This window comes from Amycolatopsis sp. NPDC051903, assembly GCF_044452505.1.
GTDB lineage: Bacteria > Actinomycetota > Actinomycetes > Mycobacteriales > Pseudonocardiaceae > Amycolatopsis.
The window spans coordinates 1-25767 of sequence record NZ_JBITBT010000036.1 but is presented as its reverse complement, the minus strand read 5'-3'; the positions used below and the strand labels follow the sequence as shown (position 1 = coordinate 25767).

The window sequence follows — 25767 nt, the reverse complement described above, 5'->3', positions numbered from 1 at the left end:
CTCCCTAACGGCGCAGCCACACCGCCGTGTCCGTGGGCAGCAGGCCGTTCTCGAGGGGACCGCTCGCGAGCAGCACCCCGGAGTGCGGCGGCAGCGCAACCGCGTCCGCCGAGAAGTTCAGGGCGAACACGAACCCCGGGTCGCGGGTGAACGCCAGCACGTCCGGGCCGGCGTCGACCCACGACAGGGAGGCCGAGCCCAGTGAAGCGCGCAGCCGCAGTCCCCGCCGGTACAGCGAAAGCATCGACGCCGGGTCCGCCGCCTCCGCCGAAGCCGTGAACGCGGCCCACGAAGCGGGTTGCGGCAGCCACGGGGTGCCCGTCCCGAAGCCGAACGGTGCGGTGGTACCCGACCACGGCAGCGGCACCCGGCACCCGTCCCGCCCGGGGTCGGCGCCGGCCGTGCGCGCCCACACCGGGTCCTGCCGCAGCGCGGACGGCAGGTCCTCGACCTCCCACAAGCCGAGTTCTTCGCCCTGGTACACGTAGACCCCGCCCGGCAACGAGAGCGTCAGCAACGCCGCCGCGCGGGCTCGGCGGGTGCCGAGGTCCAGCGAGACCGGCGTACCGTGCAGCCGGTCGGCGAAGGAGAAACCCGTGTTCCCGGCGCGGCCGTAGCGCGTGACGTGCCGGGTGACGTCGTGGTTGGACAGCACCCACGCGGCCGGCGCGCCGACGTCGTCGTGGGCGCGCAGCGTGCGCGTGATGACGTCGCGCAAGCGTGAGACGTCCCACGGGCACACCAGGAAGTCGAAGTTGAACGCCGAATGCAGCTCGTCGCGGCGCAGGTACCGCGCGGCCCGCGACATGTCCGGCAGCCACATCTCACCGACGAGCACGCGTTCGCCCGCGTAGGAATCGGCGATCTTGCGCCACGACCGGTAGATCTCGTGCAGGCCTTCCTGATCGGAGAACGGCGTCTCGTCCCCGTCGGCGACGTCGGGCAGCGCCGGGTCCTTCACGAGGCCGTCGGCGACGTCGATGCGGAACCCGTCGACGCCGCGGTCGAACCAGAACCGCAGCACGTCCTCGAACTCGGCGCGGATGTCGGCGTTGTCCCAGTTGAAGTCCGGCTGCCGGGAGCTGTAGAGGTGCAGGTACCACTCGCCGTCGGGCACGCGGGTCCACGCGGGACCGCCGAAGCGGGACTGCCAGTTGTTCGGCGGCTCGGCACCGTCGACACCCCGGCCGGGGCGGAACCAGAACCGTTGGCGTTCACCGGATCCCGGCCCGGCCGCCAGCGCCGCCTGGAACCAGCGGTGCTCGTCGGAGCAGTGGTTCGGCACGATGTCGATGAGCACGCGGATGCCCCGCTCGTGCGCCTCGGCGATGAGCGCCTCGGCCTCGGCGAGCGTGCCGAAGAGCGGTTCGACGTCGCGGAAGTCGGCCACGTCGTAACCGCCGTCGTCCATCGGCGACGGGTACCACGGGGTGAACCAGATGGCGTCGATCCCCAGGTCGGCGAGGTGGTCCAACCGGGACCGGACGCCGGCGAGATCGCCGATGCCGTCGCCGTTCCCGTCGGCGAAGCTGCGGATGTAGACCTGGTAGATGGCCGCGCTGCGCCACCAGGACGAGTCGGTCACGAAACCTCCCTTGTGGATGGTCAACCCTTGACGGAACCCGCCGTCAGCCCGGCGAGGATCTGGCGCTGGAACACGAGGAACAACACGATCATCGGCACACTCGCCAGCACCATCCCGGCCACGAGCAGGTTGAGCGGCATGTCGATGGCCACCCGCTGCAGCATCACGCTCAGCGTCTGCTTGCCCGTGTCGGGGAACACCAGCAGCGGCCAGATGAAGTCCTTCCACGCGGCCACCACGGTGAGGATCGAGACCACGGCGAGGATCGGCCGCGAGATGGGCAGGATGATCGTCCACAACGTCCGGACCGGTCCGGCACCGTCGAGCCGCGCGGCTTCGATGAGCTCGTCCGGGATCTGGTCGAAGAACCGTTTGAGCAGGTAGATGTTGAACGCGTTGGCCGCCGCGGGCAGCCAGATCGCGGTGGGGGAGTTGATGAGGTTGAGGTGCAGCAGCGGCAGATCCGTGACCGTCACGTACGTCGGCACCAGCAGCGCCGCGGCCGGCAGCATGAGCGTGACGAGCATCAGCCCCAGCACGACGTTGCCGAACTTCGGCCGCAGCTTCGACAGTGCGAACGCGGCCGGCACGTCGACGGCGAGCTGGACCAGCCACGCCCCACCCGCGACGAGCACGGTGTTGAGGAAGTACTTCCCGAGGTCCATCTGGTCCCACGCCTCGGTGAACGACTCGGGGTGCCACTCGTGCGGCACGATCGTCGCGGGCGTCTGCGCGAGCTCGGCCGGCGACTTCATCGCGCCGGTCACGGCCCAGTACAGCGGGAACAGGAAGGCCAGCGTGAACAGCACGAACGTGCCCGCGAACACCACGACGTACACGGTCTTCCCGCCGGGTGTGCGCAGCTGCGACGGCGAGACGAGCGTGCGCCCGGCCGGCTGGGTCGCGCGCTTTTCCCTGCGCGGCAAGCTGATCGTCATCCACCCCTCCTAATCCTCGACGCGCCGCGTCAGGCGCACGTACATCGCCGAGAACACACCCAGCGCGACGAACAGCAGCAGGCTCATGGCGCTGGCCGAGCCGAAGTCGTTGTAGACGAAGGCGTAGCGGTAGAGCAGGAGCAGCACGGTCACCGTCGAATCGTCCGGACCGCCGCCCGTCATCACGTACGGTTCGGTGAACACCTGCATCGTCGCGACGATCTGCAGCAGCAGGAGCACCAGCAGCACGAACCGCGTCTGCGGGAACGTCACGTGCCGCAGCCGCCGCCACATCCCGGCGCCGTCGAGTTCCGCGGCTTCGTACAGCTCACCGGGGATGGTCTGCAGCGCCGCCAGGTAGATCAGCGTGGTGCTGCCCATGTTGGCCCACGTGGACACGAACACCAGCGACAGCATCGCCGTCGCCGACGAGTCGAGCCATGGCAGTCCGGGCAGACCCACGGCGGTCAAAGCCGAGTTGAACAGGCCCGGACCCGGGTCGTAGAACCACTTCCACATCAGCGCCGTGACCACCGGCGGCAGCATCACCGGCAGGTACACCGCGAGCCGGAAGTACGCGCGGGCGTGGCGCAGTTCGTTGAGCAGCACCGCGGTCAGAAACGGCACGGCGAAGCCGAACACCAGCGCGAACCCGGTGAACAGCACCGTGTTGCGCCACGCGACTCCGAACAGCGGGTCTCCGAACAGCCGCGTGAAGTTGTCGAACCCGACCCACGTCGGCGGGTTCACGAAGTCGACCTGCTGGAAGCTCAGCAGCACCCCGCGCACGACGGGGTACCAGGAGAACAGCGCGAACACCACGAGCGCGGCGCACAACAGGCCGTACGCGGTGAGGTTCTCGCGCAGCCGCCGCTTGAGCCGCGCGCGGCGCCGGTCGCCGGGCGCGGCGACCGGCCGACCGGCCCGCGGGGTGACCGCGGGCCAGTCGAGCACGTTACCTGACCTGGGCGAGGACACTGTTGACCTTCGACTCCGCCGACGAGAGCAGCTGGTCGGTGTTCGCGTTGCGGTCGGTGAGCACGGCCTGCATCACGCTGTCGAGCGCGGCGTAGATCTGCTGCGCGTTCGGCGGCTCGATGCTGCCCTTGATCCGGCTCGCGGTGTCCACGTAGGACTGGTAGTTCTCCGCGGGCACGTTGGCGTACTTCTTCTTCACGGCCAGCTGCTGGTCGCGCACGGCGCCGGTCCAGACGTCCGGTGTCGGCTCGGTCGGCAGGCCCACGGGCTGCTTGCCGTCGGCGTACTGCTTCACGTGCTTGTCGAAGCGGTCCGGGTTGAGGTACTTCCACTGGATCCACTCGAGACCGGCCTTGACCTTCGCGGGCGAGGCCTTCGGGTTGATCATGTACCCCTCGCCGCCGAGCAGGGTGCCCTGCGTGCCGGGCATGCCGGCGATGCCGTAGTCCTCGTAGTGGCCGTTGAACTGCTTGACCAGCACGGGCACGTTGTCCGGCGCGGCCATGTACATGCCGAGCTGGCCCGCGCCCATCATGCGCTGCACGTCGACGTCCTGCAGCAGTTGCTTGCTGCCCATGGAGTTGTCGTCCCAGCGCATCGCGTGCAGGTAGTCCAGCGCGGCGCGGCCCTTGTCGTTGTTGAAGTCGGCGACCCACTTGCCGCCGTCCTGGCGCGCGACGGCACCGCCCATCGAGTACAGCCACCCTGTCAGGTGCCAGCCGCCCTGGTTGTTCTTGCTGTAGTCCGCGTAGCCGACGATCCCGTTGCCCAGCGCCGAGATCTTCTTCGCGTCGGCGCGGACCTCGTCCCACGTGGCCGGCGGTTTGTCGGGATCGAGCCCGGCCTGCTGGAAGAGCTTGCGGTTGTAGACGAGCCCCATCGTGTAGTTGTTCGTCGGCAGGCCGTAGAGCTTGCCCTTCGCGTCGCGGAAGTTGTTCAGGAGTTGCGGCTGGATGTCGTTGATGTGCGGCATGCTCTTCGCCGCTTCCGTGATGTCCGCGGCCTGGTGCCGGGCGATGATCTGCGCCGGGTCCGTGAAGTAGACGTAGTAGACGTCTTCGAGCTGGCCGCCGGCGAGCTTCGCCGAGAACGTCTTGGGGTCCATGAACCCCTCGTGGGGCACGATGTCGATGTCCGGGTGCGCCGTCTCGAACTCCTTGACGTCGTCGTCGAACACCTTGCGCTCGAACGGCTGCGTGGTCGGCGGCTGCCCGGTGACGGTGATCTGGACCTTGCCCCCGGCGCCGGCGCTGTCGGAGCCGTCGCCGCAGGCGGCGAGGCTCAGGGCCAGACCACCCGCGGTGAGCAGGGCGAGCACGGTACGGGGAGTGCTGCTGGGCCTCGCTGATCGGGACCAGGGACTGCTCATCTCAAGCCTCTTCTCGCGGTCGCGACGGCTGTGCCGTGATGGCCGTCACTCTAAAGTGTGAGACCAGAACGCCGCAAGAACCCAACGAGAATGTGCAAGTTACGAACAGGAAGTGATCACCCGCGGTGCCGCGCGGTCGACCCCCTCACTACGAGCTCGGGCGCGAACAGCAGCTCCTCCGGCGCGACCTCGCCGCCGTTGATCCGCTTCACCAGCAGTTCCACCACGGCCCGGCCCATGGCTTCGATGGGCTGGCGGGTGGTCGTGAGCGGCGGATCGGTGCAGTTCATGAGGGCGGAGTCGTCGTAGCCGACCACCGAGACGTCGTCGGGCACCGACAGGCCCGCCCGCCGCGCGGCGCGGATCGCGCCGAGGGCCAGCAGGTCGCTGGCGCACAGCACGGCGGTGGCCCCGCGCGGGTAGAGCCGCGCGGCCGCGGCGTGCCCGCCCTCGATGGAGAACATGCCGTGCTCCACCAGTTCGTCGACCACCGGCAAGCCGAGCTTGGCGGCGTACGAGCGGAACGCCGCGAGCTTGCGCTGCGACGGCACGTGGTCGGCCGGGCCCAGGACCAGGCCGATCTTCTCGTGCCCGAGCGAGCTCAGGTGGCCCACGGCCTGCTCGACGGCCACCGCGTCGTCGCACGACACCTGCGGCAGCCCGAGGTGGTCGACGGCGGCGTTGATCAGCACCGTCGGCAGCTTGCGCTCCACGAGGTGGTGGTAGTGCGTGTGCACCGCGTCGGCCTGGGCGAACAGCCCGCCGGCGAACACCACGCCCGACACCTGCTGCTGCAGGAGCAATTCCACGTACTCGGCTTCGGACACCCCGCCGGCGGTGCGTGTGCACAGCACGGGCGTGAAGCCCTGCTGGGCCAGCGCGTTGCCCATGATCTCAGCGAGCGCGGGGAAGATCGGGTTCTGCAGTTCGGGCAGCACCAACCCGACCAGGCGGGCGCGTTCGCCGCGCAGCTGCGTGGGGCGCTCGTACCCCATCACGTCCAGCGCGGTGAGAACGGCGGCCCGGGTGCTCGCGGAAACCCCGGGCCGGCCGTTGAGCACCCGGCTGACCGTGGCTTCGCTGACTCCCACCTGGCGGGCCACTTCGGCAAGTCGACGCGTCATGGCTGAAACTCTACTGCAAAGCCTTGCAAAATCATGACTCCGTGGTGCGAGTGGGCTGATACCCTCCGCGCTCGTCAGAGTTTGCGGCCCAGCTGCTCCGCTTGCTCGCGCAGGATCGGCAGGAACTCCTCGCGCAGCTGCGTCATCGAGATCCGTCCGGCCGTCGCGCTCACCGACATCGCGGCGACGACGCGGCCGCGCGAGTCGGCCACCGGGACGGCGAGCGAGCGCAGGCCGAACTCCAGCTCCTCGTCCGTGAACGCCGCGCGCTCGTGGCGGGCCTGCTCGACCCGGCGCCGGATTTCTTCGGCCGAACCGGGGGTTTTCGGAGTCCGGGCTTGCGGGGCGCAGCGCGCGAGGTAGTCCGTCAAGTCCTCAGGGGACAGAGCCGACAGCAGCACGTGCCCGGTCGCCGACGCGTACGCCGGCACGCTCGCCCCGATGCGGACGCCCGTGTTCACGATCCGCTTCACCTCGCTGCGCGCGATGAACAGCGACTCGTCGTTCTGCAGCACGGCCAGCGACGCCGACTCCTGCACCTGCTCGCGCACCGCCGCGAGGTGGGGCTTCGCCACCTGCGGCAGGGCGGTCGACTCGACGTACGCGTCGCCCAGGCGCAGCAGGCGCGGCGTGGGCAGGAAGTGCTTGCCGTCGTGGGTCAGGTAACCGAGGTCCACGAGCGTGAGCAGGCAGCGGCGGACGACGGCGCGGTTCAGCCCGGTCAGCCGTGCCGCGTCGCTGATCGTGAGCTTCGGCGTGGCCTCCCCGAACAGTTCCAGGATGGCCAATCCCTTGGCCAGTCCGGCCATTCCTTCGGCGGCGGGCACGGTCCTCCCCGGGCACGGGTCTTGACGGCGGGCGTCGCACTGCCTTCAATGTGTTCGGCAAGTGAAACTACGTTCGATATTCGAACACTAGCAGAGGGCGCCGACGCTTGTCGAGCGGCGCCCGGCGAGGAGGGACCGACGATGGATCGCCTCACGGGGACGACCGCGGGCAGCGCGCCGGATCGGAGCTGGCCGCGGTCGCTGACCCGGGTGCCGTACTGGGCGTTTCAGGACGAGGACGTCTACCGCGCCGAGCAGGACCGGATCTTCCACGGCCCGCACTGGAGCTACCTGTGCCTGGAGGCCGAGCTGGCCGAGCCCGGTGACTTCTGCGCGACGTTCATCGGTGAGCAGCCCGTGCTGGTGACCCGCGACGTCGACGGCGAGGTGTACGCGTTCGAGAACCGCTGCGCCCACCGCGGCGCGCTCATCGCGATGGCCGACCACGGCAAGGCGCGCGACTTCACCTGCGTCTACCACGCCTGGACCTACAACCTGCAGGGCGACCTCACCGCCGTCGCGTTCGCCGAGGGCGTCAAGGGCAAGGGCGGGATGCCGCCGAACTTCTGCCTGTCCGACCACGGCCCGCGCAAGCTGCGCATCGCCGTGGTCCACGGCCTGGTGTTCGGCACGCTGTCCAACGACCTGCCCGACATCGAGGAGTACCTCGGTGAGGAGATCCTGGACCGCATCGACCGCGTGCTCGGCGGCCGCAAGCCCGTGGTGCTCGGCCGGTTCGCGCAGCGGCTGCCCAACAACTGGAAGCTGTACGCGGAGAACGTCCGCGACTCCTACCACGCCAGCATCCTGCACCTGTTCTTCACCACGTTCGGCATCAACCGGCTTTCGCAGCGCGGTGCGATCATCGTCGACGAGTCCGGCGGGCACCACGTGAGCTACTCGGCGATCGACCGCAGTGCCACGGCGACCACCGAGTACGCCGATCAGAAGATCCGTTCCGAGTCCGAGTACCAGCTCGCGGACCCGTCGCTGCTCGAAGGCTTCAGCGAGGTCGGCGACGACGTGACGCTGCAGATCCTGTCCGTCTACCCGGGATTCGTGCTGCAGCAGATCCAGAACTCCGTGGCCGTGCGGCAAATCCTCCCGCGGGCGACCGCCGACACGCTGCTCAACTGGACCTACCTGGGGTTCGAGTCCGACACCGAAGAGCAGCGGCTGGTCCGGATGAAACAGTCCAACCTGGTCGGTCCCGCCGGCTACGTGTCCATGGAGGACGGTGCCATCGGCGGGTTCGTGCAGCGCGGCGTCGCCGGCGCGGCGAGCGAGTACGCGACGCTGCAGATGGGTGGCGACACCGCGGAATCGAGCGAGAGCCGCGTGACGGAAGCCTCGGTCCGCGGTTTCTGGCTGGCCTACCGCGATTCGATGGGCTTCGTCCCCGACGACGAGGCACCGCTGAAGGAGATCGGCAAGCACGAGCGCGCCCGCGTCACCCGCGAGGTGGGTGCCTGATGGACAACCAGGTCGCCATCGCCCGCGCCCAGGCCCGCTACGCGCGCTGCATCGACGACGGTCCGCTCGAGGACTGGCCCACGTACTTCACCGAAGACTGCCACTACCGCGTCACCACCGCCGACAACTACGCCCGCGGCCTGCCCGCCGGCCTGATCTGGGCCGACACCCGCGGCATGCTGCACGATCGCGTGTCCGCGTTGAAGGAAGCCAACATCTACGAGCCCCACGTGTACCGGCACATGCTCGGCCAGCCCGCGATCCTCGCCGAGTCGGGCGGCGACGTGGAGAGCGAGACGCCGTTCTTCGTGCTGCGCGTGACCGGCGGCGGCCCGACGGACCTGTTCGCCAGCGGTCGTTATGTCGACCGCTACCGCGTGGACGGCGAGCAGGCGCTGCTGCGTGAGCGCGTCGTCGTGTGCGACAGCAAGGAGATCGACACCCTCCTGGCGCTGCCGCTGTGAGCCGGGTGCTGCTGGCCGTCGGCGACCCGAACGGCATCGGCCCCGAGATCGCGGTCGCGGCCGCCGCGCGCGTCGAGGACGCGCCCGTGCTCGTCGGCGACCACCACGTGCTCGCGGAAGCGGCCGCTGCACAGGGGTTCCGGCTGCGAGCGCACACGCCCGGCCTGCCGCCGGAGGACGGGGTGCTCGACCTCGTGGACGTCGAGCACCTGCCCCCGGACGAGTTCCGGCCCGGTGTGCTCAGCGCGGAAGCGGGCGCGGCGACCATCCGCTACGTCAGCACCGCCGTCACGCTCGCCCTCGACGGCGGCTACCGCGGCGTCGTCGCGTGCCCGCACTCGGAGACGGCCGTGCACGCCGCGGGCATCCCGTTCCGCGGCTACCCGCCACTGCTCGCGCAGCTCACCGGCGTGCCGGAGGAGCGCGTGTTCCTCCTGCTCTCGGGCGGTGGCCTGAACGTCGTGCACGCCTCGCTCCACGAACGCCTCGCCGACGCGCTTGCCCGGCTCACCCCCGAACTCGTCACGGCGGCGGGGCAGGCGTTGGCCGAAGCCCTGCGGACGTTCGGCGTCGAAGCCCCGCGCATCGGCGTTTTCGGCATCAACCCGCACGCGGGCGAAGGCGGCCTGTTCGGCAGCGACGACGAGCGCGTCACCGCACCCGCCGTCGAAGCCCTGCTCGCGCGCGGCATCGACGCCGTCGGACCGACCGGCGCCGACGTGCTGCTCACCACGCCCGGCCACGACGGGTTCGTGGCGCACTACCACGACCAGGGCCACATCCCGGTCAAGCTGCTCGCCGGGCGCACCGCGACGGCGCTGACCGTGGGCGCCGGCGTGCCGTTCTGCAGCGTCGGCCACGGCACGGCGTTCGACATCGCCGGGCGCGGGGTCGCGGACCCGACGGCCGTGGTCCGCGCGCTGGGCCTGTTCGGACGAACGAAGGAGACCTCCGCATGACGACCCCGATCACCGTGGCGGACACGGACATCGAGATCCCGTGCGCCGACGGGCAGACCGTGCTCGAAGCCGCCGAGCAGGCCGGCTGGGCGATTCCGTACTCGTGCCGCAAGGGCGTGTGCACGTCGTGCGTCGGCTCGCTGGTCGCGGGTTCGGTCGTCGTCCGCGGCCGTGGCGAGCTGACCGGACCGGCCGATGGCGTGCTGCTGTGCCGCGCCGAACCGCGCGGCCCGGTCGTGGTCCGCCCGCGGCGCATCGAACCCAGCGAGCCGCCGCGGCGCAAGAAGCTGACGACGGTGGTGCACCGCATCCGCCGGCCCGCGCCGCGCGTGACGGTCCTCGACCTGCGGTTCGCGATCGGCCGGCGCGCGCCGTTCCGCGCGGGACAGTTCCTGGAAGTGCAGCTGCCCGGTGACGAACCGCGGCCCTACTCGCTGGCCAACCCGCCGCACCACAACGACGCGGTGCAGCTGCACGTGCGCACCGAACCCGGCGGCCGGTTCTCGGAGCAGGTCGTCGGCTCGCTGCGACCCGGCGACACGCTCGACGTCGATACGCCGTTCGGCGAGTTCGTGCTCGACGACGGCGACGGGCCCGTGGTCCTGCTCGCCACGGGCACCGGCTTCGCACCGATCCAGTCGATCGTGCTCGACCTGGTCGCTCAGCGCCGCACCCGGCCCGTGCACCTCTACTGGGGCGCGCGCACGGAAGAAGACCTCTACTTCGCCGACTTGCCGCGCCGGTGGGCCGCTCGCCACAGCTGGTTCCGCTTCACCCCGGTGCTTTCGCGTCCGGCGCCGGACTGGACCGGTGCCACCGGCTACGTCCAGGACGCGGCGCTGGCCGACCACCCCGACCTGACCGCCCACCACGCGTACGCCTGCGGCAGCGAAGCGATGACCACCGCGGCGCACACCCTGCTCACCACCCGCGGCGGCCTGCCGGCCGAAGCCTTCCTGGCCGACTCGTTCGTGGCCGCCGCCGACCCGCGCGTTCCCGCCTGACCCCCCGTCCCCACCGCGATTCAAAGGAGAATCAGATGGATCACGTCCTCGTCCACGGCGCCTTTTACGGCGGGTGGAGCTGGCAACCGGTCGCCGACGCCCTGCGAGCGCAGGGCCACGACGTGCACGTCGTGGCCCAGCTGCCCAGCGGGGGAGCGGACCCGGCGAAGCTCGGCGACCTGGCCGCGGACGTCGCGCACGTGCGTGAAACCGTCGACGGCGTCGGCCGCGACGTCGTGCTGACCGGCCACTCCTACGGCGGCATGGTCGTCGCCGAACTGGCGGACCACCCGCGGGTGCGCCACAGCGTGTTCCTCGCCGCGTTCCGCCCGAAGTGCGGGCAGACGCTGCTCGACATCCGCTCGCCGCACCCCGTCGAGTGGGTCGAAGCGCGCGAAGACGGGGCGCTGCGCGTGACCGGCGACGCGGCGATCGCGCGCGAGGTGCTCGCCGCCGACCTCGACGAGCCGGCGTTCGCCGCCGTGCACCGGAGAGGGGGTGCCCAGGCCGCGGTCTCGTACACCCGGCCCAGTTCGGGACCCGGGCGCACGCACCCGGTCACCTACGTGGTGTGCGAACGCGACAAGGCGATTTTCCCGGCTGACCAAGAGAAGATGGCCGACGGCGCCGACCACGTGGTGCGGCTCGACGCGCCGCACCTGGTGCCGCTGACCCACCCGCGCGAGGTCGCCGAGGTCCTGGCGGGTGTGCGATGAGCGCGGGCGTGAACCTCACCGGGTTCGTCGACGGCAAGAAGATCAGCCCGTTCCAGTACGCCACGGTGGTGCTGTGCGGGCTCGTGATGTTCTTCGACGGCTTCGACACCCAGGCCATCAACTACCTCGCCCCGCACATCGCGAAGGACTGGGGACTCAAGGTCGCGGTCCTCGGCCCGATCTTCTCCTCGGCGCTGGTCGGCCTCATGATCGGGTACCTGGTGCTGTCCCCGCTGTCCGACCGCTTCGGGCACCGGCGGCTCGTGATCGCGGGCACGGCGCTGTTCGCGGTGGCGAGCCTGGTGTCCGTGTGGGTCGGCGGCGTCACGGAGCTCGTGGTGCTGCGGCTGATCACGGGCATCGGCCTCGGCGCGGCGGCCCCGAGCGCGGTCGCGCTCACCGCCGAGTACAGCCCGAAACGCGTGCGCGCGAGCTTCGTCCTGGCGATCTACTGCGGCTTCTCGCTCGGCTTCGTCGTGGCCGGGCTGGTGTCGGGCTGGCTCGTGCCCTCGCACGGCTGGCGGTCGGTGTTCCTCGTCGGCGCCCTGGCTCCGCTGGTGATCATCCCGCTGATGCTGAAGTTCCTGCCGGAGTCGCTCGTGTTCCTGGTCGGCCGCGGCGCCGATCCGGCCCGCGCGTACCGGCTCTGCCGTCGCATCGACCGGACGCTGCCGGCGGAGACGCAGCCGGTGACGGTGGAGGCGGCGGAGGCTGGCGGACGCGTGAAGCTGCGCGCGCTGCTGGCCAACGGCGGGGTGCTGAGCACGGTGCTGCTGTGGATCGTGTTCGCCGTGAACCTCGGTGAGTTCTACGCGCTGCAGAGCTGGCTGCCGACGATGCTGACCCGCCTCGGCTTCGCGAACGGCACGGTCGTCACGGCCACGAGCCTCACGACCGTGGGCGGCATCGCGATCGCGCTCGTCATCGGCCCGGCGATGGACCGGCTGGGCGCGTTCGGTTCGCTGGGCACGCTGTTCGTGGTCGGCGCGGTGTTCCTCGGGGTCACCGGGCCCGTGTTCCACGGTCCGGTGTGGATCCTGCTGGCGGCGATGTTCCTCGTCGGCTGCGGCGTGAGCGGCGGCCAGAAGGCGCTGATCGCGCTGGCTGCCGTCGTGTACCCGGTGAACATGCGCTCGACGGGCGTCGGCTGGGCCCTGGGCATCGGGCGCCTCGGCGGCATCCTCGGCCCGCTGGTGGTCGGCGCGGCGGTGGCCGCGTCGTGGTCGCCGACCGCGGTGTTCCTCGCGCTGGCGGGGCCGATGCTGGTGTGCGCCCTGCTGATCTTCTACCTCGGCCGCCGCGCCCGGCGGACGGCGGAGGTCGCCGAACGCGAACCGGCACCTGCCGTGTGAGAGGAGGGGCTCTCCGCACCTCGAGGCGGGGAGCCCCTCCCGTTCGTCAGGCCGCGGCCACCTCCCATTCGGACACCTGGCCGGCAGGCCAGCCGGTGTTGCCGGTGAACGTCACGCGCACGAAGCGCTGCGTCGTCGTGGCGAAGCTCTCCGACGCGGTGTTTCCCGTCGACGGGCTGAAGTTCCAGCCGCGCGAGGCGACCAGCGTGGTCCACGTACCGCCGTCGGTGCTGCCCTGCACGGTGAGCGTCTGCGTGCGCGCGCCCCAGTCGTTCGACGGCGGCAGCTTCAGCGTCACCTTGTCGATCGCCGAGGGCTCACCGAGGTCGACGGTCAGCGTTTGCGGAAACGCGTTGTTCGCGCTCTCCCAATAGGTGCTCGGGTTGCCGTCCACGGCGTTGCCCGGCGGGAACCCGCCCTGCGAACCGCTCGCCGTGATCGCCTTGCCGCGCGCGATGTTCGCGCCGGACTGCGGCGGTTGCGGCGGGCCGGAGTTCGGCGCGGGCCACGAGGAGCAGTCGCTCCACGTCCCGGTCCAGCCGCTGTTGCCCGAGCCGCCGAACGTCATCTTCGCGATCGACGACGGGTACGGGCAGTTGTACGTGCCGACTACCCCGACCCCGGACGCGGTGAGGTTGCTGATCGACACGGAGCCCTGCGTCTGCGACTGCGCCACGAACGTCCCGGTGCCGCGCACGGTCACGCCGTCGATGGTGATGCCGGTGATCTGCTTGCCGGCGCCGTTGCCGTCGATGAACTGGATGGCCTCGTACGGGCTGTCGATCGCCGTGAAGCCGGTGACGCGGACGCTCACGCCGGAGATGGCCTGGTCCCGCGCGTCGAACCACAGCGCGCCGACGCCGAACTGCCAGTTGGGGTCGAGCGCCCCGGCCCGCAGCGCGGTGTTGTTCGACACCGTGACCGTGCCGGAAAGCGGGACCGAGTTGAAGCGGTTGGCCACGAGGTAACCGCCGCCGAGCGCGTTGGTGTCCTGCACCAGGTTGCCGCTCACGGTGTTGTTCGAGCCGCCGTAGAGCGCGATGCCGTTGGCCAGGTTCGGCTGCACGACGGTGTTGTTCGCGATCGTGATGCCGGAGTCGGCCTGGCCGTTGGACCACAGCGCCAGCGCGTCGTCGCCGTTGTTGCGCAGGTAGTTGTTGCGGATCGCCGAGGTGGTGACGGCGCCGTCGAAGTTCACGCCGTCGGCCTGCGTGTCGAGGATGCGGTTGTTCTCGATCGTCAGGTTCGAGGAGGCGCCGTTCATCAGCCACAGGCCGCACTTGGTGTCCTGGATCCACAGTCCCGACACGACGGACCCGGTGCCCAGGACACCGTGGAACGCGTTGTCCGGGCTGGAGTCGTTGCGCTCGGACACCGAGCCGAACACGGCGAAGTCGTAGAGCTTGATGTTTCCGGACGCGGTGGGGTTGTTGAAGATGTTGTTGCCGTGCAGCACGGTGTACCACTGGCCGGCGCCGCGCACGGTGGTCTGGTCGATCTGCAGCGCGGACCCGATTTCGAACCGGCCCGCCGGCACCCACACCTCCTTGCCCTGCTGGCGGGCGGCTTGCACCGCGTTGCGGAAAGCCTGCGAATCGTCGCCGGCGTCGTTGGCGGTGGCGCCGAAGTCGGTCACCGACACCGAGTTCGCCGGCTGGGCGCCGGCACCGCCGACCTGTTCGAAGTCGGCGAGGTCGAGCGTGGCCTGGCCGACGTCACCGGAGTCGAGCTGCACCTTCACCTTCCCACCGGCGGACGCGTTCTGGCCGAACAGCAGCCGGGCGTCGTCGAAGAAGTGGTGGGTCTTCGCGCCCGGGATGCCCGGGGTGTCGGTGTAGGTGTACTGCGAGGTCACCGAGAGCCCGTTGCCCAGCTTGGTGCCGTTGACGTACACCGACATCCGGCCGGAGCTGCCGTCGGGCAGGTTGTAGTGGACGTTGATCGAGTTCGCGGCGGCCGGCAGCGTGAACTCCACGTACTGCCCCTGACCAAGCCGTACGGCCTGGCGGCCGGAAGCCTCGGAGGCCACTGTGGACTGTGTGTGGTCCGGGCCGACTGCCGATCCGTTGGTCGCGCTGCACTCGGCCTCGACCGTCCGGAACGGCACCGAGGCGCCGCCGGAGGCCGTGGCAGGACAGGTCGCGGCTGCCGCGGGTGTTGCGGCACCGGCCGCGAACACGGTCAGCCCGGACGACACCAGCGCCGCGGCCAGCAGGGCCGCCCTGGGTCGTGCTGAGGTGGGGGACATCTTCGTCCTTTCTGGAGGTTTACCGGGGGATCAGGACGCGTAGGCCTCGAGTTCGGCCAGCTGCCCGGCGGGCCAGCCGGTGTTGCCGGTGAAACTCAGGCGCAGGTACCGCGTGGTCGCGGCCGCGAACGTGACGGTGGCGCTGTTCCCGCTCGCCGGGTCGAAGCGGTAGCCGGCGGCGGACTTGAGGGTGCTGAAGGACGACCCGTCGGTGCTGCCCTGCACGGTGACGGTCTGCGTGCGCGCACCCCAGTCGTTCGACGGCGGCAGCTTGAGCACGAGCCGCCCGACGGACGTGCTGCCGCCGAGGTCGACGGTGAGCGTCTGTGGGAAAGCGTTGTTCGTGCTCTCCCAATAGCTGCTGGTGTTGCCGTCCACGGCGTTGCCCGGCGGGAAGCCGCCCTGCGAGCCGCTGGCCGTGGTTCCCTTGTGCAGGGCCAGGTTCCCGGACGGCGGCGGGGTGGTGGGCGGAGTCGTCGGCGTGGTCGTGCCCCCGTTGTCGCCGTTGTAGACGGGCGTGGGCCAGGACCCGCAGAACGTCGTGGTCCAGCCGGAGTTGCCGCCCTGGTCGGCCAGCCCGATCAGCGCGTCGGGGCCCAGGCAGTTGTAGACGCCGGCGCGGCCGACGTTCGTTGCGACGACGTTCTTGACCGTACCGCTCGGTTTGGACTGCAGCTGCCACGCGAACGTGCCGGCGCCGCTGATGCGCAGGCCGTCGAAGTGGACGTCGCCGGTGGCGCCGTCGATGAACTGCACGCCCTCGTAGTTGTTGTCCACGAGGTCGTTGTCCACCACGTCGATGCGGCCGGTGATGGCCGAGTCGCGTCCGTCGAACCACACCGCGCCGACGCCGAACTGCCAGTTGGAATCGAGCACCCCGGTGCGGATCGCGGTGTTGCGCGTGATCGTGGTGGTGCCGGAGAGCGGCACGGCGCTGAACCGGTTGGCGACGTGGAGGCCGCCGCCCTGGTCCTGGTTGTCGGCCACCACGTTGTCGGAGACGGTGTTGTCGTGGCCGCCGTAGATCGCGATGTTGTTCGCGAGGATCGGCAGCAGCACGGTGTTGAACGAGAAGGTGTTGTGGTGGTCGGCGTCGTGCTCGGCCCACATCGCGAGGCCGTCGTCGCCCGTGTTGCGCAGGAAGTTGTTCGTCACCAGGGTGTTGCTGATGCCCTGGTGCAGGTTGAGCCCGTCGGCGGTCTGGTCGAGGATCCGGTTGCCGCGCACGGTGAGTCCGTCGAACGGCCCGTCGAGCCACAGCCCGACCTTCGTGTGCTGGATCCACAGGTTCTGCACGACCGATCCGCCGCCCAGCGCTCCGCCGATGCCGTTGGCCTGGTCGCAGTCCACGCGGGCGGTGACCTCGCCGATGATCGCGAAGTCGTAGAGCCCGACGCCGGTGCTGCTGCCGGGCACCGCGGCGTTACCGGGGTACGTGGGGGTGCTGCAGCTGGCGGGTTCCCCCTTGCCGAAGAGGCCCGCGCGGGCGCCGTGCAGCTCGGAGTACCACGGCCCGGCGCCGCGGATCGTCACCTGGTCCACGGTGATGTGGTGGTTCAGGGTGAACGAGCCGGCGGGGATCCAGACCTGCTTGCCCTGGCTCTTCGCGGCGGCCACGGCGGCGTCGAACGCGGCCGCGTCGTCGCTGGTGTCGCCGGCGGTGGCGCCGTAGTCGGTCACGGAGACGGAGTTCGCGGGCCGGGCCGCGGCCGGCGCGACCTGTTCGAAGTCGGCGAGGTCGATGGTCGCCGGGGTGACGTCGCCGGCGTCGACCTGCAGCTTGATCTTCGTGCCGGCCGGGTAGGTGGTGGCGAACAGCGTGCGCACCTCGTCGTAGAAGTGGTGCGCCTTGCCCTGGCCGGGGTCGTTGCTGAACGGGTAGCCCCCGTAGTACCAGCCGTAGCGGGAGGTGAGGGTGAGATCGCGGTTGTGGGTTCCGTTGACGTACACCGAGATCGTGCCGGTGATCCCGGTGCCCTGGGCGTTGTCGGGCAGGCTGTAGCGGAAGTCGAGCGAGTTGGCCGCGGCGGTGAGCGTGAACTCGACGTACTGGCCCTGCCCCGACAGCGTCACCGCTTTGCGGCCGGACGCTTCGCCGGCGAGCGTGCCCGCCGTGCGGTCGGGGCCGATCACCGTGCCGGTGGTGGTGGCGTTCTCGGCTTCCTGCTCGGCGAACGGGACGGTCGCGCCGCGTCCGGCCACCGCGAGCGCGGAGCCGGTCGTGGCTGTGGCGGGGGCCGCGACCACGGTGAGGGTGGTGAGCCCGCCCGCCGCCAGCAGCGCCGCGGCGAGGGCGGCGAGCCGGCGTTTTCCGGGCGGTTTTCGCGTGGGTGGGCGGTTTTCGGGCGCGCTGAAGACACCTAGGGGAGACACGGAGCAGCACTCGCCTTTCGTCGGGGTCGGGTGCACTGGTGGGGATCTGTGTGAGCTGGATCATACGAATTCCGGACAGGAAATCGCAAGAGTCGAACGTACTTACGCAAATTTTCGACAAGCCGCGTCAGACCTGCCGTCGGGTGGCTGACGCGCCGGTGATTCCCGCCACCTGGCGGAGGTGGCGGGGTAGCCCGGCGGGCCAGGATGATCGGGCGAGAGCCACGACGCACTGGGAGGTACTTTTCGATGACCGCGACTCGTCCGCAGGTGGGGCCGCCGCTGCCGTTCGACCCCGAGCTCGCCGTGGTGCTCGCGCAGATGCGGGCGGAGCGCCCGGCGCTGGACTCGGCCGCCGCGATCCCGGCGCTGCGCGAAGAGCGCGCCTCGCGTGACCTCTCGCTCGACGAGGTCACCGCCGACGGCACCGTCACCCTGTCTGAAGTGGACGCCGACGGCGTGCCGCTCATCATCGGCCGCCCGACCGGCGTCGCCACCGACGTCCCGGTGCTCTACTGGCTGCACGGCGGCGGCATGATCCTCGGCGGGCACCGCGGCCGGGACCTGCTGGTGCTCAAGGAGTACGCCCTGGAGCTCGGCGTCGGGTTCGTCTCCGTCGACTACCGCCTCGCGCCGGAGCACCCGCACCCCGCGCCGGTCGAGGACTGCTACACGGGTCTCAAGTGGACGGTCGAGCACGCCGCCGACTTCGGCTTCGACCCCGCGCGCGTGATCATCGGCGGCGCGAGCGCGGGCGGCGGCCTGGCCGCCGCCACGGCGCTGCTCGCCCGCGACCGCGGCGGCCCGGCCCTGCTCGGGCAGCTACTGCTGTACCCGATGCTCGACGACCGCAACGACACACCGTCGGCGTTCCAGATGCAGGGCCTGGGCGTGTGGGACCAAACCGCCAACGACATCGGCTGGACCGCCCTGCTCGGCCCCGCCCGCGGCGGCCCCGACGTCCCGCCCTACGCCGCCCCCGCCCGCGCCGCCGACCTCTCGAACCTCCCCCCGGCCTTCCTCGACGTCGGCACCGCCGAAACCTTCCGCGACGAAGTCCTCACCTACGCCACCCGCCTCCTGCAAGCCGGCGTCCAAACCGAACTCCACGTCTGGCCCGGCGCCTACCACGGCTTCGACGGCTCCGCCCCGGACGCGGCGCTTTCGCGTCAGGCCCGGGCTGTCCGGGTGCCGTGGTTGCGGCGGGTGCTTGGTTGATCGGGTTGTAGGTGGTGGGGAGGGTTTGGCTAGGAAGTGGGAAGCGTTGGGGTATCGGCCTCATCGCCCTCAGGTGAGCCGATCACACAACCAACCCCAAGCTTCCCAAAACAAGCCGACCACACACCCGACCCCACGCCACCCAACCGCAGAATCTCTACGAGAACCGAAGTGCACCCAGGCCTGGCCCTGCACCTCGATCCCCGCCTTCTCCGCGGTCTGGACCACGTGTCAAGGTACGCTTTCCCGCCTTGACACGTGGTCCAGACCGTGGTGACACTCAAGGATCGGGGTGCCTCTCGTAACCTACGCCCGGCGATGTTGCGCGCCAGCGCAACGAGCCGTAGGCGTCCGCTCCGTCTGGCGTCTTACGTGACGGTCGTCCGGCTCGTCGCGTAAGCGCGCGACATTGCACACGAGGACTGCCCTCCACCCCGGATCCGATTATTCTAACGACGGTCTGAATCACCTTGTCAAGGCTGGAAAGAGTACCTTGACAAGGTGATTCAGACCGCGTGGAGGCTGCGGATCGAGATGCAGGGCGGGGTCTGGGTGCAGGGTCTTTACCGCTGCCAGGCGGCGGTTGGCCTATCGCGCGGGCAGCCCACACAAACCCCAACTACCGTTTCCGGCCCCAGACACCAAAACGCCCCGAGGCCAACAGCCCCGGGGCATTTCAGTTCTCCACGATTCAGGAAGTCAACAGTGGCAACAACGGCTTCCGCACCGCAGTAGCCACCCCATCCGAAGCCACCGCCGCAGCAATCCGTTCCTCCGACGGAGTCCCATAATCCGTCGTCCGCTGCCGCAACGGCCGCCCCAACGGTTCCACCATCGTCCGCATATCACTGATCGTCTTGTACGACCCATTGGCCGCACCCGCCATCCGGCTGATCGTCTCCTCCATCAGCGTGCCGCCGATGTCGTTGACGCCGCCCTGTAGCACCGCGCGGCTGCCTTCCTCGCCAAGCTTCACCCAGGAACTCTGGATGTTGTCGATCGTCCCGTGGAGCAGCAAGCGGGCCAGCGCGTGGACCGCGCGGTTCTCGCGCAGGGTCGTGCCCGGACGGGCGAGCCCCGCGAGGTAGATGGGCGCGCTCTGGTGGATGAAGGGCAGGAGCACGAACTCCGTGAAACCGCGGTGCCCGTTGCGTTCCATGCCTTCGCGCTGCAGGCGGGCCAGGAGCTTGAGGTGGGCGACCCAGTGGCTGGGGTTGTCGACGTGGCCGTACATCATCGTCGACGTCGTCGGCAGGCCGATTTCGTGGGCGGTGGTCACGACCTCGATCCAGGCGGACGTCGGCAGCTTGCCCTTGGTGAGCACCCACCGCACGTCGTCGTCGAGGATTTCGGCGGCGGTGCCCGGCAGGGAGTCCACACCGGACTCCTTGGCGCGCACGAGCCAGTCCCGAATGGACAGGTTCGTGCGCGACGCGCCGTTCACGACCTCCATCGGGCTGTAGGAGTGCAGGTGGATACCCGGCTGCCGCCGCTTCACCTCGGCCGCGAGGTCGAAGTACGCGGTGCCCGGCAGGTCCGGGTGGATGCCGCCCTGCATGCAGATCTCGGTGGCGCCCGCGGCCCACGCCTCGTCCACGCGGTCGCCCACCTGCTCCAGCGACAGCGTGTACGCGTCGGCGTCCGTGCGCCGCTGGGCGAACGCGCAGAAGCGGCAGCCGGTGTAGCAGACGTTGGTGAAGTTGATGTTGCGCGTCACCACGAACGTGATGTCGTCGCCGACGGTGTCGCGGCGCAGGTCGTCGGCCAGCTTCGCCAGCGCGTCGAGCTCCGGGCCGTCGGCGTGCAGCAGCGCGAGCGCGGCGTCGTCGGACAGACCCGCCGGGTCCTTTTCCGCGCTGCGCAAGGCTTCGAGGATGTCCGTGTCGAACTTCTGCGGGCCCGACTTGATCTTGCCCGCCAGCTCCTTCCAGTCGCCGTACACGGAATCGAAGTCGCTGCGCCGGTCTTCGGTGCGGCCCTCGGTGTCGATCTCCGTGTGCAGCTCCGTGCGGCCCGACTGCTGCCAGCCACCGTCCGGCTCCTGCCACGGGATGCCGACGGGCATCGCGCCTTCGCGCGCCAGCCCCGTCGCGGGGTCGACGAGTGCGGCGACGTGCCGGCTCACGCGCGGGTCCAGCCACGGCTCGCCGAGGTTCACGTACTCGGGGTAGATGGTCAGCCGCTCGCGCAGGTCGAACCCGGCCTTTTCGGTGCGCCGCGCGAGTTCGTCGATCTGCGGCCACGCCCGCTCGGGGTTCACGTGGTCCGGCGTGAGCGGCGAAACGCCGCCCCAGTCGTCGATGCCCGCGCGGATCATCAGGTCGTACTGGTTGCCGATGAGGTTCGGCGGCGCCTGGATGCGCATCTTCGGCCCGAGCACGAGCCGCGCCACGGCGATGTTCGCGGCGAGTTCCTCGAGGTCGGCGTCGGGCGTCGCGCGCATCTTCGTGTCGGGCTTCGCGCGGAAGTTCTGGACGATGACTTCCTGGATGCCGCCGTACTCGCGCGCGGTCTTGCGGATGGCGAACAGGGCTTCGGCGCGCTCTTCGTGCGTTTCGCCGATGCCGATCAGCACGCCGGTCGTGAACGGCACGGAGCTGCGGCCGGCGTCTTCGAGCACGCGCAACCGGACTTCGGGGTCCTTGTCGGGCGAACCGTAGTGCGGGCCGCCCTTCTCGCTCCACAGGCGCCGCGCGGTGGTCTCGAGCATCATGCCCATCGACGGCGCCACCGGCTTGAGCCGCTGGAAGTCCTGCCAGGTCAGCACGCCGGGGTTGAGGTGCGGCAGCAGGCCCGTCTCTTCGAGCACGCGGATCGCCATCGCGCGGACGTAGGACAGCGTGTCGTCGTAGCCGTGCGCGTCGAGCCACTCGCGGGCGGCCTTCCAGCGCGACTCGGGCCGGTCGCCGAGTGTGAAGAGGGCTTCCTTGCAGCCCATCTCCGCGCCCTTGCGCGCGATCTCCAGCACCTCGTCGGGCGAGAGGAACGGCGACTCGAGCCGACCGGGCACGGTCACGAACGTGCAGTACCCGCAGCGGTCGCGGCACAGGCGGGTCAGGGGGATGAAGACCTTGCGGCTGTAGGTGATGACGCCCGCGCGGCCGGCGGCTTCGAGGCCGGCGTCGCGGATCCGGGACGCGTGCTCGGACAGCGTCTTCAGGTCGTCGCCGCGGGCGTGCAGCAGCACGGTCGCCTCGGCGACGTCGAGCGTCTTCCCGTCCCGGGCCCGGGCGAGCGCACGGCGCATCGCCGACGGGGTGGGGGCGGCCAACTCGGGTTCGGGTGCCATTCCCGTCACGCTAGGACGCGGGTTCGGCAGCAGGCCAGTGCGTCGTCGGCCACGTGCTCACCCGATCGGCGAACGAGATCATCTCAGCTGGTCAGCGCCCTGCGAAGGTTGTCGATCACCGGTTCGGCGTGTATTACCTAAAGTGTGGCATCGGTGATCGGGAAGCGGATCGGCGGCCGGACGTACTACTACCTGGCCGAGTCCGCGCGCGTCGACGGCGCGCCGCGCGTGGTGACCCAGCGCTACCTCGGCACGGCCGAAGACATCGCCGGGGCGGTCCCCGGCGGCGCCGAACCGGGCGGCGCGCGGCACCGGACGTTCGGCGACGTGGCGGCGGTCTGGGGCACGCTCCAGCGGCTCGACCTCGTCCGGCGCGTCGACGCCGTGGTCGGTCCGCAGCGCGCGAAGACCACGCTCGGGTTCCACCTCGCGCTGGCCGTGTTGCACCGCGCGACGGGCGCGGGATCGTCCTTCGAGGAGTGGTGGGCCGGGTGCGCCGCACGGGACCTCGTGCGGCCGAGACCCGAGAAGGGCGCGATGACGACGGCGGCCCACTGGCGCGTCCTGCAGCGGCTGACGCCGGAACGCATCACGGCCGTGGAAACCGCCATCGCCGAAGCGGTGCTCGACCTGCTCGGCGACGACGGCACCTCCGCGCTGGCCGTCGACGTCCCGCAGCTCGCCCCGTTCACCGCGGCGGACTGCACGGTCCCGTCGGCGTGCCAGGACGCGCTCGCCGGCCTCGGGCTCGTGGTGACCCGCGACGGCGCCATCCCGCTCGCGTCCCGCGTGTACCGCCGGGAAGGCGGCGGCGCGCCCACGTTCGGCGCGCTGGCCGGCGAACTGGGCGAGCGGTACCCGGCCACGGACGTCACGCTCGTCTTCCACGCCGCGCAGGCCGCCCAGCTCGACCTCGGCGCGCGACGGGGTTTCGTCGGCTCCCTTCCCCTGGCCGACCACCCGGAACTGCTCACCCACCCCTCCTCGGCGCGTCGCCGCGTCGACCCCGAGCGCTTCGCGGGTCTGACGGCGATCGACACGCGCGCCACCGTCGACGGCGTCCGGCGCCGCGTGCTCCTCACGCACTCGGCCACGCTCCACACCGCGCAGCGGCGCGCGTTCACCGACGAGCTGGGCACCGCGATCCGCGAGCTCGACGGCCTCGCCGCGGCACTGGAAGCCGGCACGCACCGCGGTGACCGCAGCCAGGTCCACGCCGAGATCTCCCGCGTCACGCGCGGGCGCCGAGTCGAGCGCGTGCTCACCCCGACGCTGAGCGGCACGAAACCCGGCGAGATCCGCCTGACGTGGCGGGTCGACGAAGCCGCCGTCGCGCGGCTGGGCGACGAGTTCTTCGGCAAGCAGATCCTCGTGACCGACCGCGACTGGCCCGTCGCGGAGATCGTCACGGCCTACCGCGCGCGGACGTACCTCGAGTCCACGTTCCGCTGGCTCACCGGCCCCAGCGCGGTGGGCCCGACACCGCGGTGGGAGTGGACGCCGCACCGCATCGCAGTGCACACGCTGGTGTCCGTGCTCGCCGCGACCGTCACCCACCTCATGCGGCGCGAGGCCGACCGCGCGGGGATGAACCTGTCCGTCGGGGAGCTGCTGGACCAGCTGTGCGGCATCGGCGAGACGGTGCTGCGCTACCCGTCCACCGGCGGCCGCCCGCGCAGCCGCCGCATCCTCACCGACCGCGACCCGGCCCAGCAGGCGCTCTACGACCTGTTCGGGCTCGAGCGGTTCGCGCCCTAGTCTTCGCGCCTCAGTCCTCGCGCTGGATGTGCAGCGGGGAGAACGTCTGCACCACCGGCATGATCTCGATGAGGTTCACGTTCACGTGCGCCGGCTGCGAGGCGGCCCAGAACACCGACTCGGCGATGTCGTCGGCCGTCAGCGGCGTGGTGCCCTCGTAGACCTTGGCGGCCTTGTCGTCGTCGCCGAAGCGGACGTTGGAGAACTCCGTGCCGCCGACCAGGCCGGGCTCGACGTTGGTCACGCGCACGCCGGTGCCGCGCAGGTCGCTGCGCAGGTTCAGGCTGAACTGGTGCACGAAGGCCTTGGTCGCGCCGTAGACGTTGCCGCCGGGGTAGGGGTAGGAGCCCGCGACCGAGCCGATGTTGATCACGTGCCCGCTGCCGCGCTCGACCATTCCGGGCAGGACCGCGCGGGTGAGGTGCACGAGACCCGTCACGTTGGTCTCGATCATCTGGTCCCAGTCCTCGAGGTGCGCCGCGTAGGCCGGTTCGAGGCCCTTGGCCAGGCCCGCGTTGTTCACGAGCACGTCGACGTTGCCCCAGTCGCCCGGCAGCGCGCCGACCGCGGAGGTGATCGCTTCGCGGTCGCGCACGTCGAGCACCACGGGGAGCACGGATTCGCCGAGCTCCGCCGCCAGCGCGGCCAGCCGGTCGGCGCTGCGGGCCGCGGCGACGACCCGCGAGCCCTCCGCGACGAACCGGCGCGTGATCGCGGCACCGAAGCCGGCGCTGGCGCCGGTCACGAAAACGGTCTTCATGGGGTGGGTCACCGTTCTTCCACGAGGTGGTCCGGCCGGGGCCGGAGTGAGAGCAGGAACCGGCCGAACACGTCGTTGAACTCGGCCGCTCGCTCCAGATTAGGCAGGTGACCCGCGCCTTCGACCACGGCCAGCTCCGATCGGGGGACCAGCCGGTGCATCAGCTCGGCGTCGGCGACGGGGGTGAACTCGTCTTGGCTGCCGGTGACCACGAGGGTGGGTACCCGCACGTCTTCGAGGGCCGGCCGGTAGTCGGGTCTCAGCGCGCGGGCTCGCAGGGCGGCCGCGGCGCCGTGGGGCGGGGCGGTGCGCATCATCGTCCGGACGTGGGCGGTGACCTGCGGATTCTGCGTCCGGGTGCGGGCGGAGACCATCTTCGGGAGGAGTTCCTCGGCGTAGGCGGCCATGCCCTCGGCCTCGACGCGGGTGGCGGCGGCGCGTCTGCTCCGCCGGCCTTCGGGGGTCTCGGCGGTGGGGAAGGTGTCGGCGAGCAGGAGCGCCTCGACGCGGTCGGGGTGTTGGGCGATCGTCTGCATCGCGATCTGGCCGCCCATGGAGAGGCCGCCGAGCACGAACTTCGCCAGGCCCAGGTGGTCGGCGAGCGCGATGAGATCGGCGGTGAAGCCGGCGAGGGTGGTGACGGGTTCGCCGGTGCTCTCGCCGTAGCCGCGCAGGTCGGGGACGACGACGCGGAAGCCCAGGCCGGCGAAGTGCTCGGTCTGGGGGCGCCACATGGAGCGGTCGAAGGGGTGGCCGTGGACGAGGAGGAGGGCCCGGTCGCCCGAGCCCCGGTCGTCGTAGCCGAGGACGGCGTGGTGGAGGTGGAGGGTCGGCATGCGGCCGACGCTAATCAGAGCGCGACCTCGGTGCAATACGATTCAATGTAGTCGGAGCAATGTTTTCCGGCCGCCGACGGTGCGGCTGGACGGGGTGTCCGGACGTCTGGGCCGGCTCGACGGGGGCTCCGTGCCGGGTTGACCAGGGAAAATGATGTTAAGGGACCCCCCTGTTTTCGGGGGTTTTCAGCCGTGTAATGTTCTCCAAGTCGCCAGGGAAACCGAGCGGCCACCGGGACACGAACCAAGCTCTCGCTTCTCGCGATTGAGTGGGTGTCCCAAAACCAAAAGGCTTGAAACAACGCCGATGGTCGATGCGCACGAGAGTGCGGATCTACTTGAGGTGTGTTGCTTGAGAACTCAACAGTGTGCTAGTGAACTAAGCCAGTAGAGCTTATATTTGAAACCCCCTCGTCGGGGTTTCCTTTGAGAGCAAGTATTTTGCCTCGATTGAATTCGAAGACATTGTTGGAGAGTTTGATCCTGGCTCAGGACG

General features: G+C 70.4%; 19 protein-coding genes. 8 read left to right on the top strand and 11 right to left on the bottom strand.

Annotated features, from left to right (window positions below; genetic code table 11):
- Positions 1-4: 4 nt before the first annotated feature.
- The 6 genes from ACIA77_RS41875 to ACIA77_RS41850 all read right to left on the bottom strand — a co-directional run bounded on the left by ACIA77_RS41875 (position 5) and on the right by ACIA77_RS41850 (position 6821).
- Positions 5-1585, bottom strand: coding sequence for a glycoside hydrolase family 13 protein (locus tag ACIA77_RS41875; protein WP_395891706.1), 1581 nt, complete (start codon positions 1583-1585; stop codon positions 5-7).
- 20 nt (positions 1586-1605) lie between these two features.
- A complete protein-coding gene (locus ACIA77_RS41870) occupies positions 1606-2523 on the bottom strand; it encodes a carbohydrate ABC transporter permease (RefSeq protein ID WP_395891705.1) in 918 nt (305 codons plus the stop codon).
- 9 nt (positions 2524-2532) lie between these two features.
- A complete protein-coding gene (locus tag ACIA77_RS41865; RefSeq protein WP_395891704.1) occupies positions 2533-3501 on the bottom strand; it encodes a carbohydrate ABC transporter permease in 969 nt (322 codons plus the stop codon).
- A complete protein-coding gene (locus tag ACIA77_RS41860) occupies positions 3479-4870 on the bottom strand; it encodes an ABC transporter substrate-binding protein (RefSeq protein ID WP_395891703.1) in 1392 nt (463 codons plus the stop codon). Before ACIA77_RS41860 ends, ACIA77_RS41865 begins: the two co-directional genes overlap by 23 nt.
- Before the next feature lie 116 nt (positions 4871-4986).
- Positions 4987-5994 (bottom strand): LacI family DNA-binding transcriptional regulator, encoded by a 1008-nt coding sequence (locus ACIA77_RS41855; protein WP_395891702.1) that lies wholly within the window; start codon positions 5992-5994, stop codon positions 4987-4989.
- Positions 5995-6068: 74 nt separating this feature from the next.
- Entirely contained in the window at positions 6069-6821 is a 753-nt protein-coding gene (locus tag ACIA77_RS41850; protein ID WP_395891701.1) for an IclR family transcriptional regulator C-terminal domain-containing protein, read from the bottom strand.
- Positions 6822-6962: 141 nt separating this feature from the next.
- Here ACIA77_RS41850 and ACIA77_RS41845 point away from each other — a divergent pair, with 141 nt between their 5' ends.
- Genes ACIA77_RS41845 through ACIA77_RS41820 form a run of 6 tightly spaced genes read left to right on the top strand, consistent with a single transcriptional unit; the run spans position 6963 to position 12789 of the window.
- The gene (locus ACIA77_RS41845; RefSeq protein WP_395891700.1) at positions 6963-8294 is read left to right on the top strand and encodes an aromatic ring-hydroxylating dioxygenase subunit alpha; all 1332 of its coding nucleotides are present in this window, start codon (positions 6963-6965) and stop codon (positions 8292-8294) included.
- On the top strand, positions 8294-8758 hold the full coding sequence (locus tag ACIA77_RS41840) for an aromatic-ring-hydroxylating dioxygenase subunit beta (protein WP_395891699.1): 465 nt from the start codon (positions 8294-8296) through the stop codon (positions 8756-8758). The genes ACIA77_RS41845 and ACIA77_RS41840 overlap by 1 nt, the downstream gene beginning before the upstream one ends.
- A complete protein-coding gene (locus ACIA77_RS41835; protein ID WP_395891698.1) occupies positions 8755-9717 on the top strand; it encodes a PdxA family protein in 963 nt (320 codons plus the stop codon). The genes ACIA77_RS41840 and ACIA77_RS41835 overlap by 4 nt, the downstream gene beginning before the upstream one ends.
- A complete protein-coding gene (locus tag ACIA77_RS41830) occupies positions 9714-10721 on the top strand; it encodes a 2Fe-2S iron-sulfur cluster-binding protein (RefSeq protein WP_395891697.1) in 1008 nt (335 codons plus the stop codon). The genes ACIA77_RS41835 and ACIA77_RS41830 overlap by 4 nt, the downstream gene beginning before the upstream one ends.
- Before the next feature lie 35 nt (positions 10722-10756).
- Positions 10757-11437 (top strand): alpha/beta fold hydrolase, encoded by a 681-nt coding sequence (locus ACIA77_RS41825; RefSeq protein ID WP_395891696.1) that lies wholly within the window; start codon positions 10757-10759, stop codon positions 11435-11437.
- Entirely contained in the window at positions 11434-12789 is a 1356-nt protein-coding gene (locus ACIA77_RS41820) for an MFS transporter (protein WP_395891695.1), read from the top strand. Before ACIA77_RS41825 ends, ACIA77_RS41820 begins: the two co-directional genes overlap by 4 nt.
- Positions 12790-12835: 46 nt before the next feature.
- Here ACIA77_RS41820 and ACIA77_RS41815 read toward each other — a convergent pair whose 3' ends face one another.
- Together ACIA77_RS41815 and ACIA77_RS41810 are read right to left on the bottom strand one after the other, a co-directional pair.
- A complete protein-coding gene (locus ACIA77_RS41815) occupies positions 12836-15037 on the bottom strand; it encodes a discoidin domain-containing protein (protein WP_395891694.1) in 2202 nt (733 codons plus the stop codon).
- Positions 15038-15067: 30 nt separating this feature from the next.
- Positions 15068-17410, bottom strand: a complete 2343-nt coding sequence (locus ACIA77_RS41810; RefSeq protein ID WP_395891693.1) for a discoidin domain-containing protein — start codon at positions 17408-17410, stop codon at positions 15068-15070.
- Between the two features lie 249 nt (positions 17411-17659).
- Between ACIA77_RS41810 and ACIA77_RS41805 the strand changes: the two genes are divergently transcribed.
- Positions 17660-18628: an alpha/beta hydrolase gene (locus ACIA77_RS41805; protein WP_395891692.1), complete on the top strand. Its 969-nt coding sequence runs from the start codon at positions 17660-17662 to the stop codon at positions 18626-18628.
- 691 nt (positions 18629-19319) lie between these two features.
- On the opposite strand, the gene ACIA77_RS41800 is transcribed toward ACIA77_RS41805, so the two are convergent.
- Positions 19320-21875, bottom strand: a complete 2556-nt coding sequence (locus ACIA77_RS41800) for a bifunctional FO biosynthesis protein CofGH (RefSeq protein ID WP_395891765.1) — start codon at positions 21873-21875, stop codon at positions 19320-19322.
- A 195-nt stretch (positions 21876-22070) separates the two neighbouring features.
- Between ACIA77_RS41800 and ACIA77_RS41795 the strand changes: the two genes are divergently transcribed.
- Positions 22071-23675: a transposase gene (locus ACIA77_RS41795; protein ID WP_395891691.1), complete on the top strand. Its 1605-nt coding sequence runs from the start codon at positions 22071-22073 to the stop codon at positions 23673-23675.
- Positions 23676-23685: 10 nt separating this feature from the next.
- On the opposite strand, the gene ACIA77_RS41790 is transcribed toward ACIA77_RS41795, so the two are convergent.
- Both ACIA77_RS41790 and ACIA77_RS41785 read right to left on the bottom strand, forming a co-directional pair.
- On the bottom strand, positions 23686-24435 hold the full coding sequence (locus tag ACIA77_RS41790; protein WP_395891690.1) for an SDR family oxidoreductase: 750 nt from the start codon (positions 24433-24435) through the stop codon (positions 23686-23688).
- Positions 24436-24443: 8 nt separating this feature from the next.
- Positions 24444-25271, bottom strand: a complete 828-nt coding sequence (locus ACIA77_RS41785; protein ID WP_395891689.1) for an alpha/beta fold hydrolase — start codon at positions 25269-25271, stop codon at positions 24444-24446.
- Between the last annotated feature and the right edge of the window lie 496 nt (positions 25272-25767).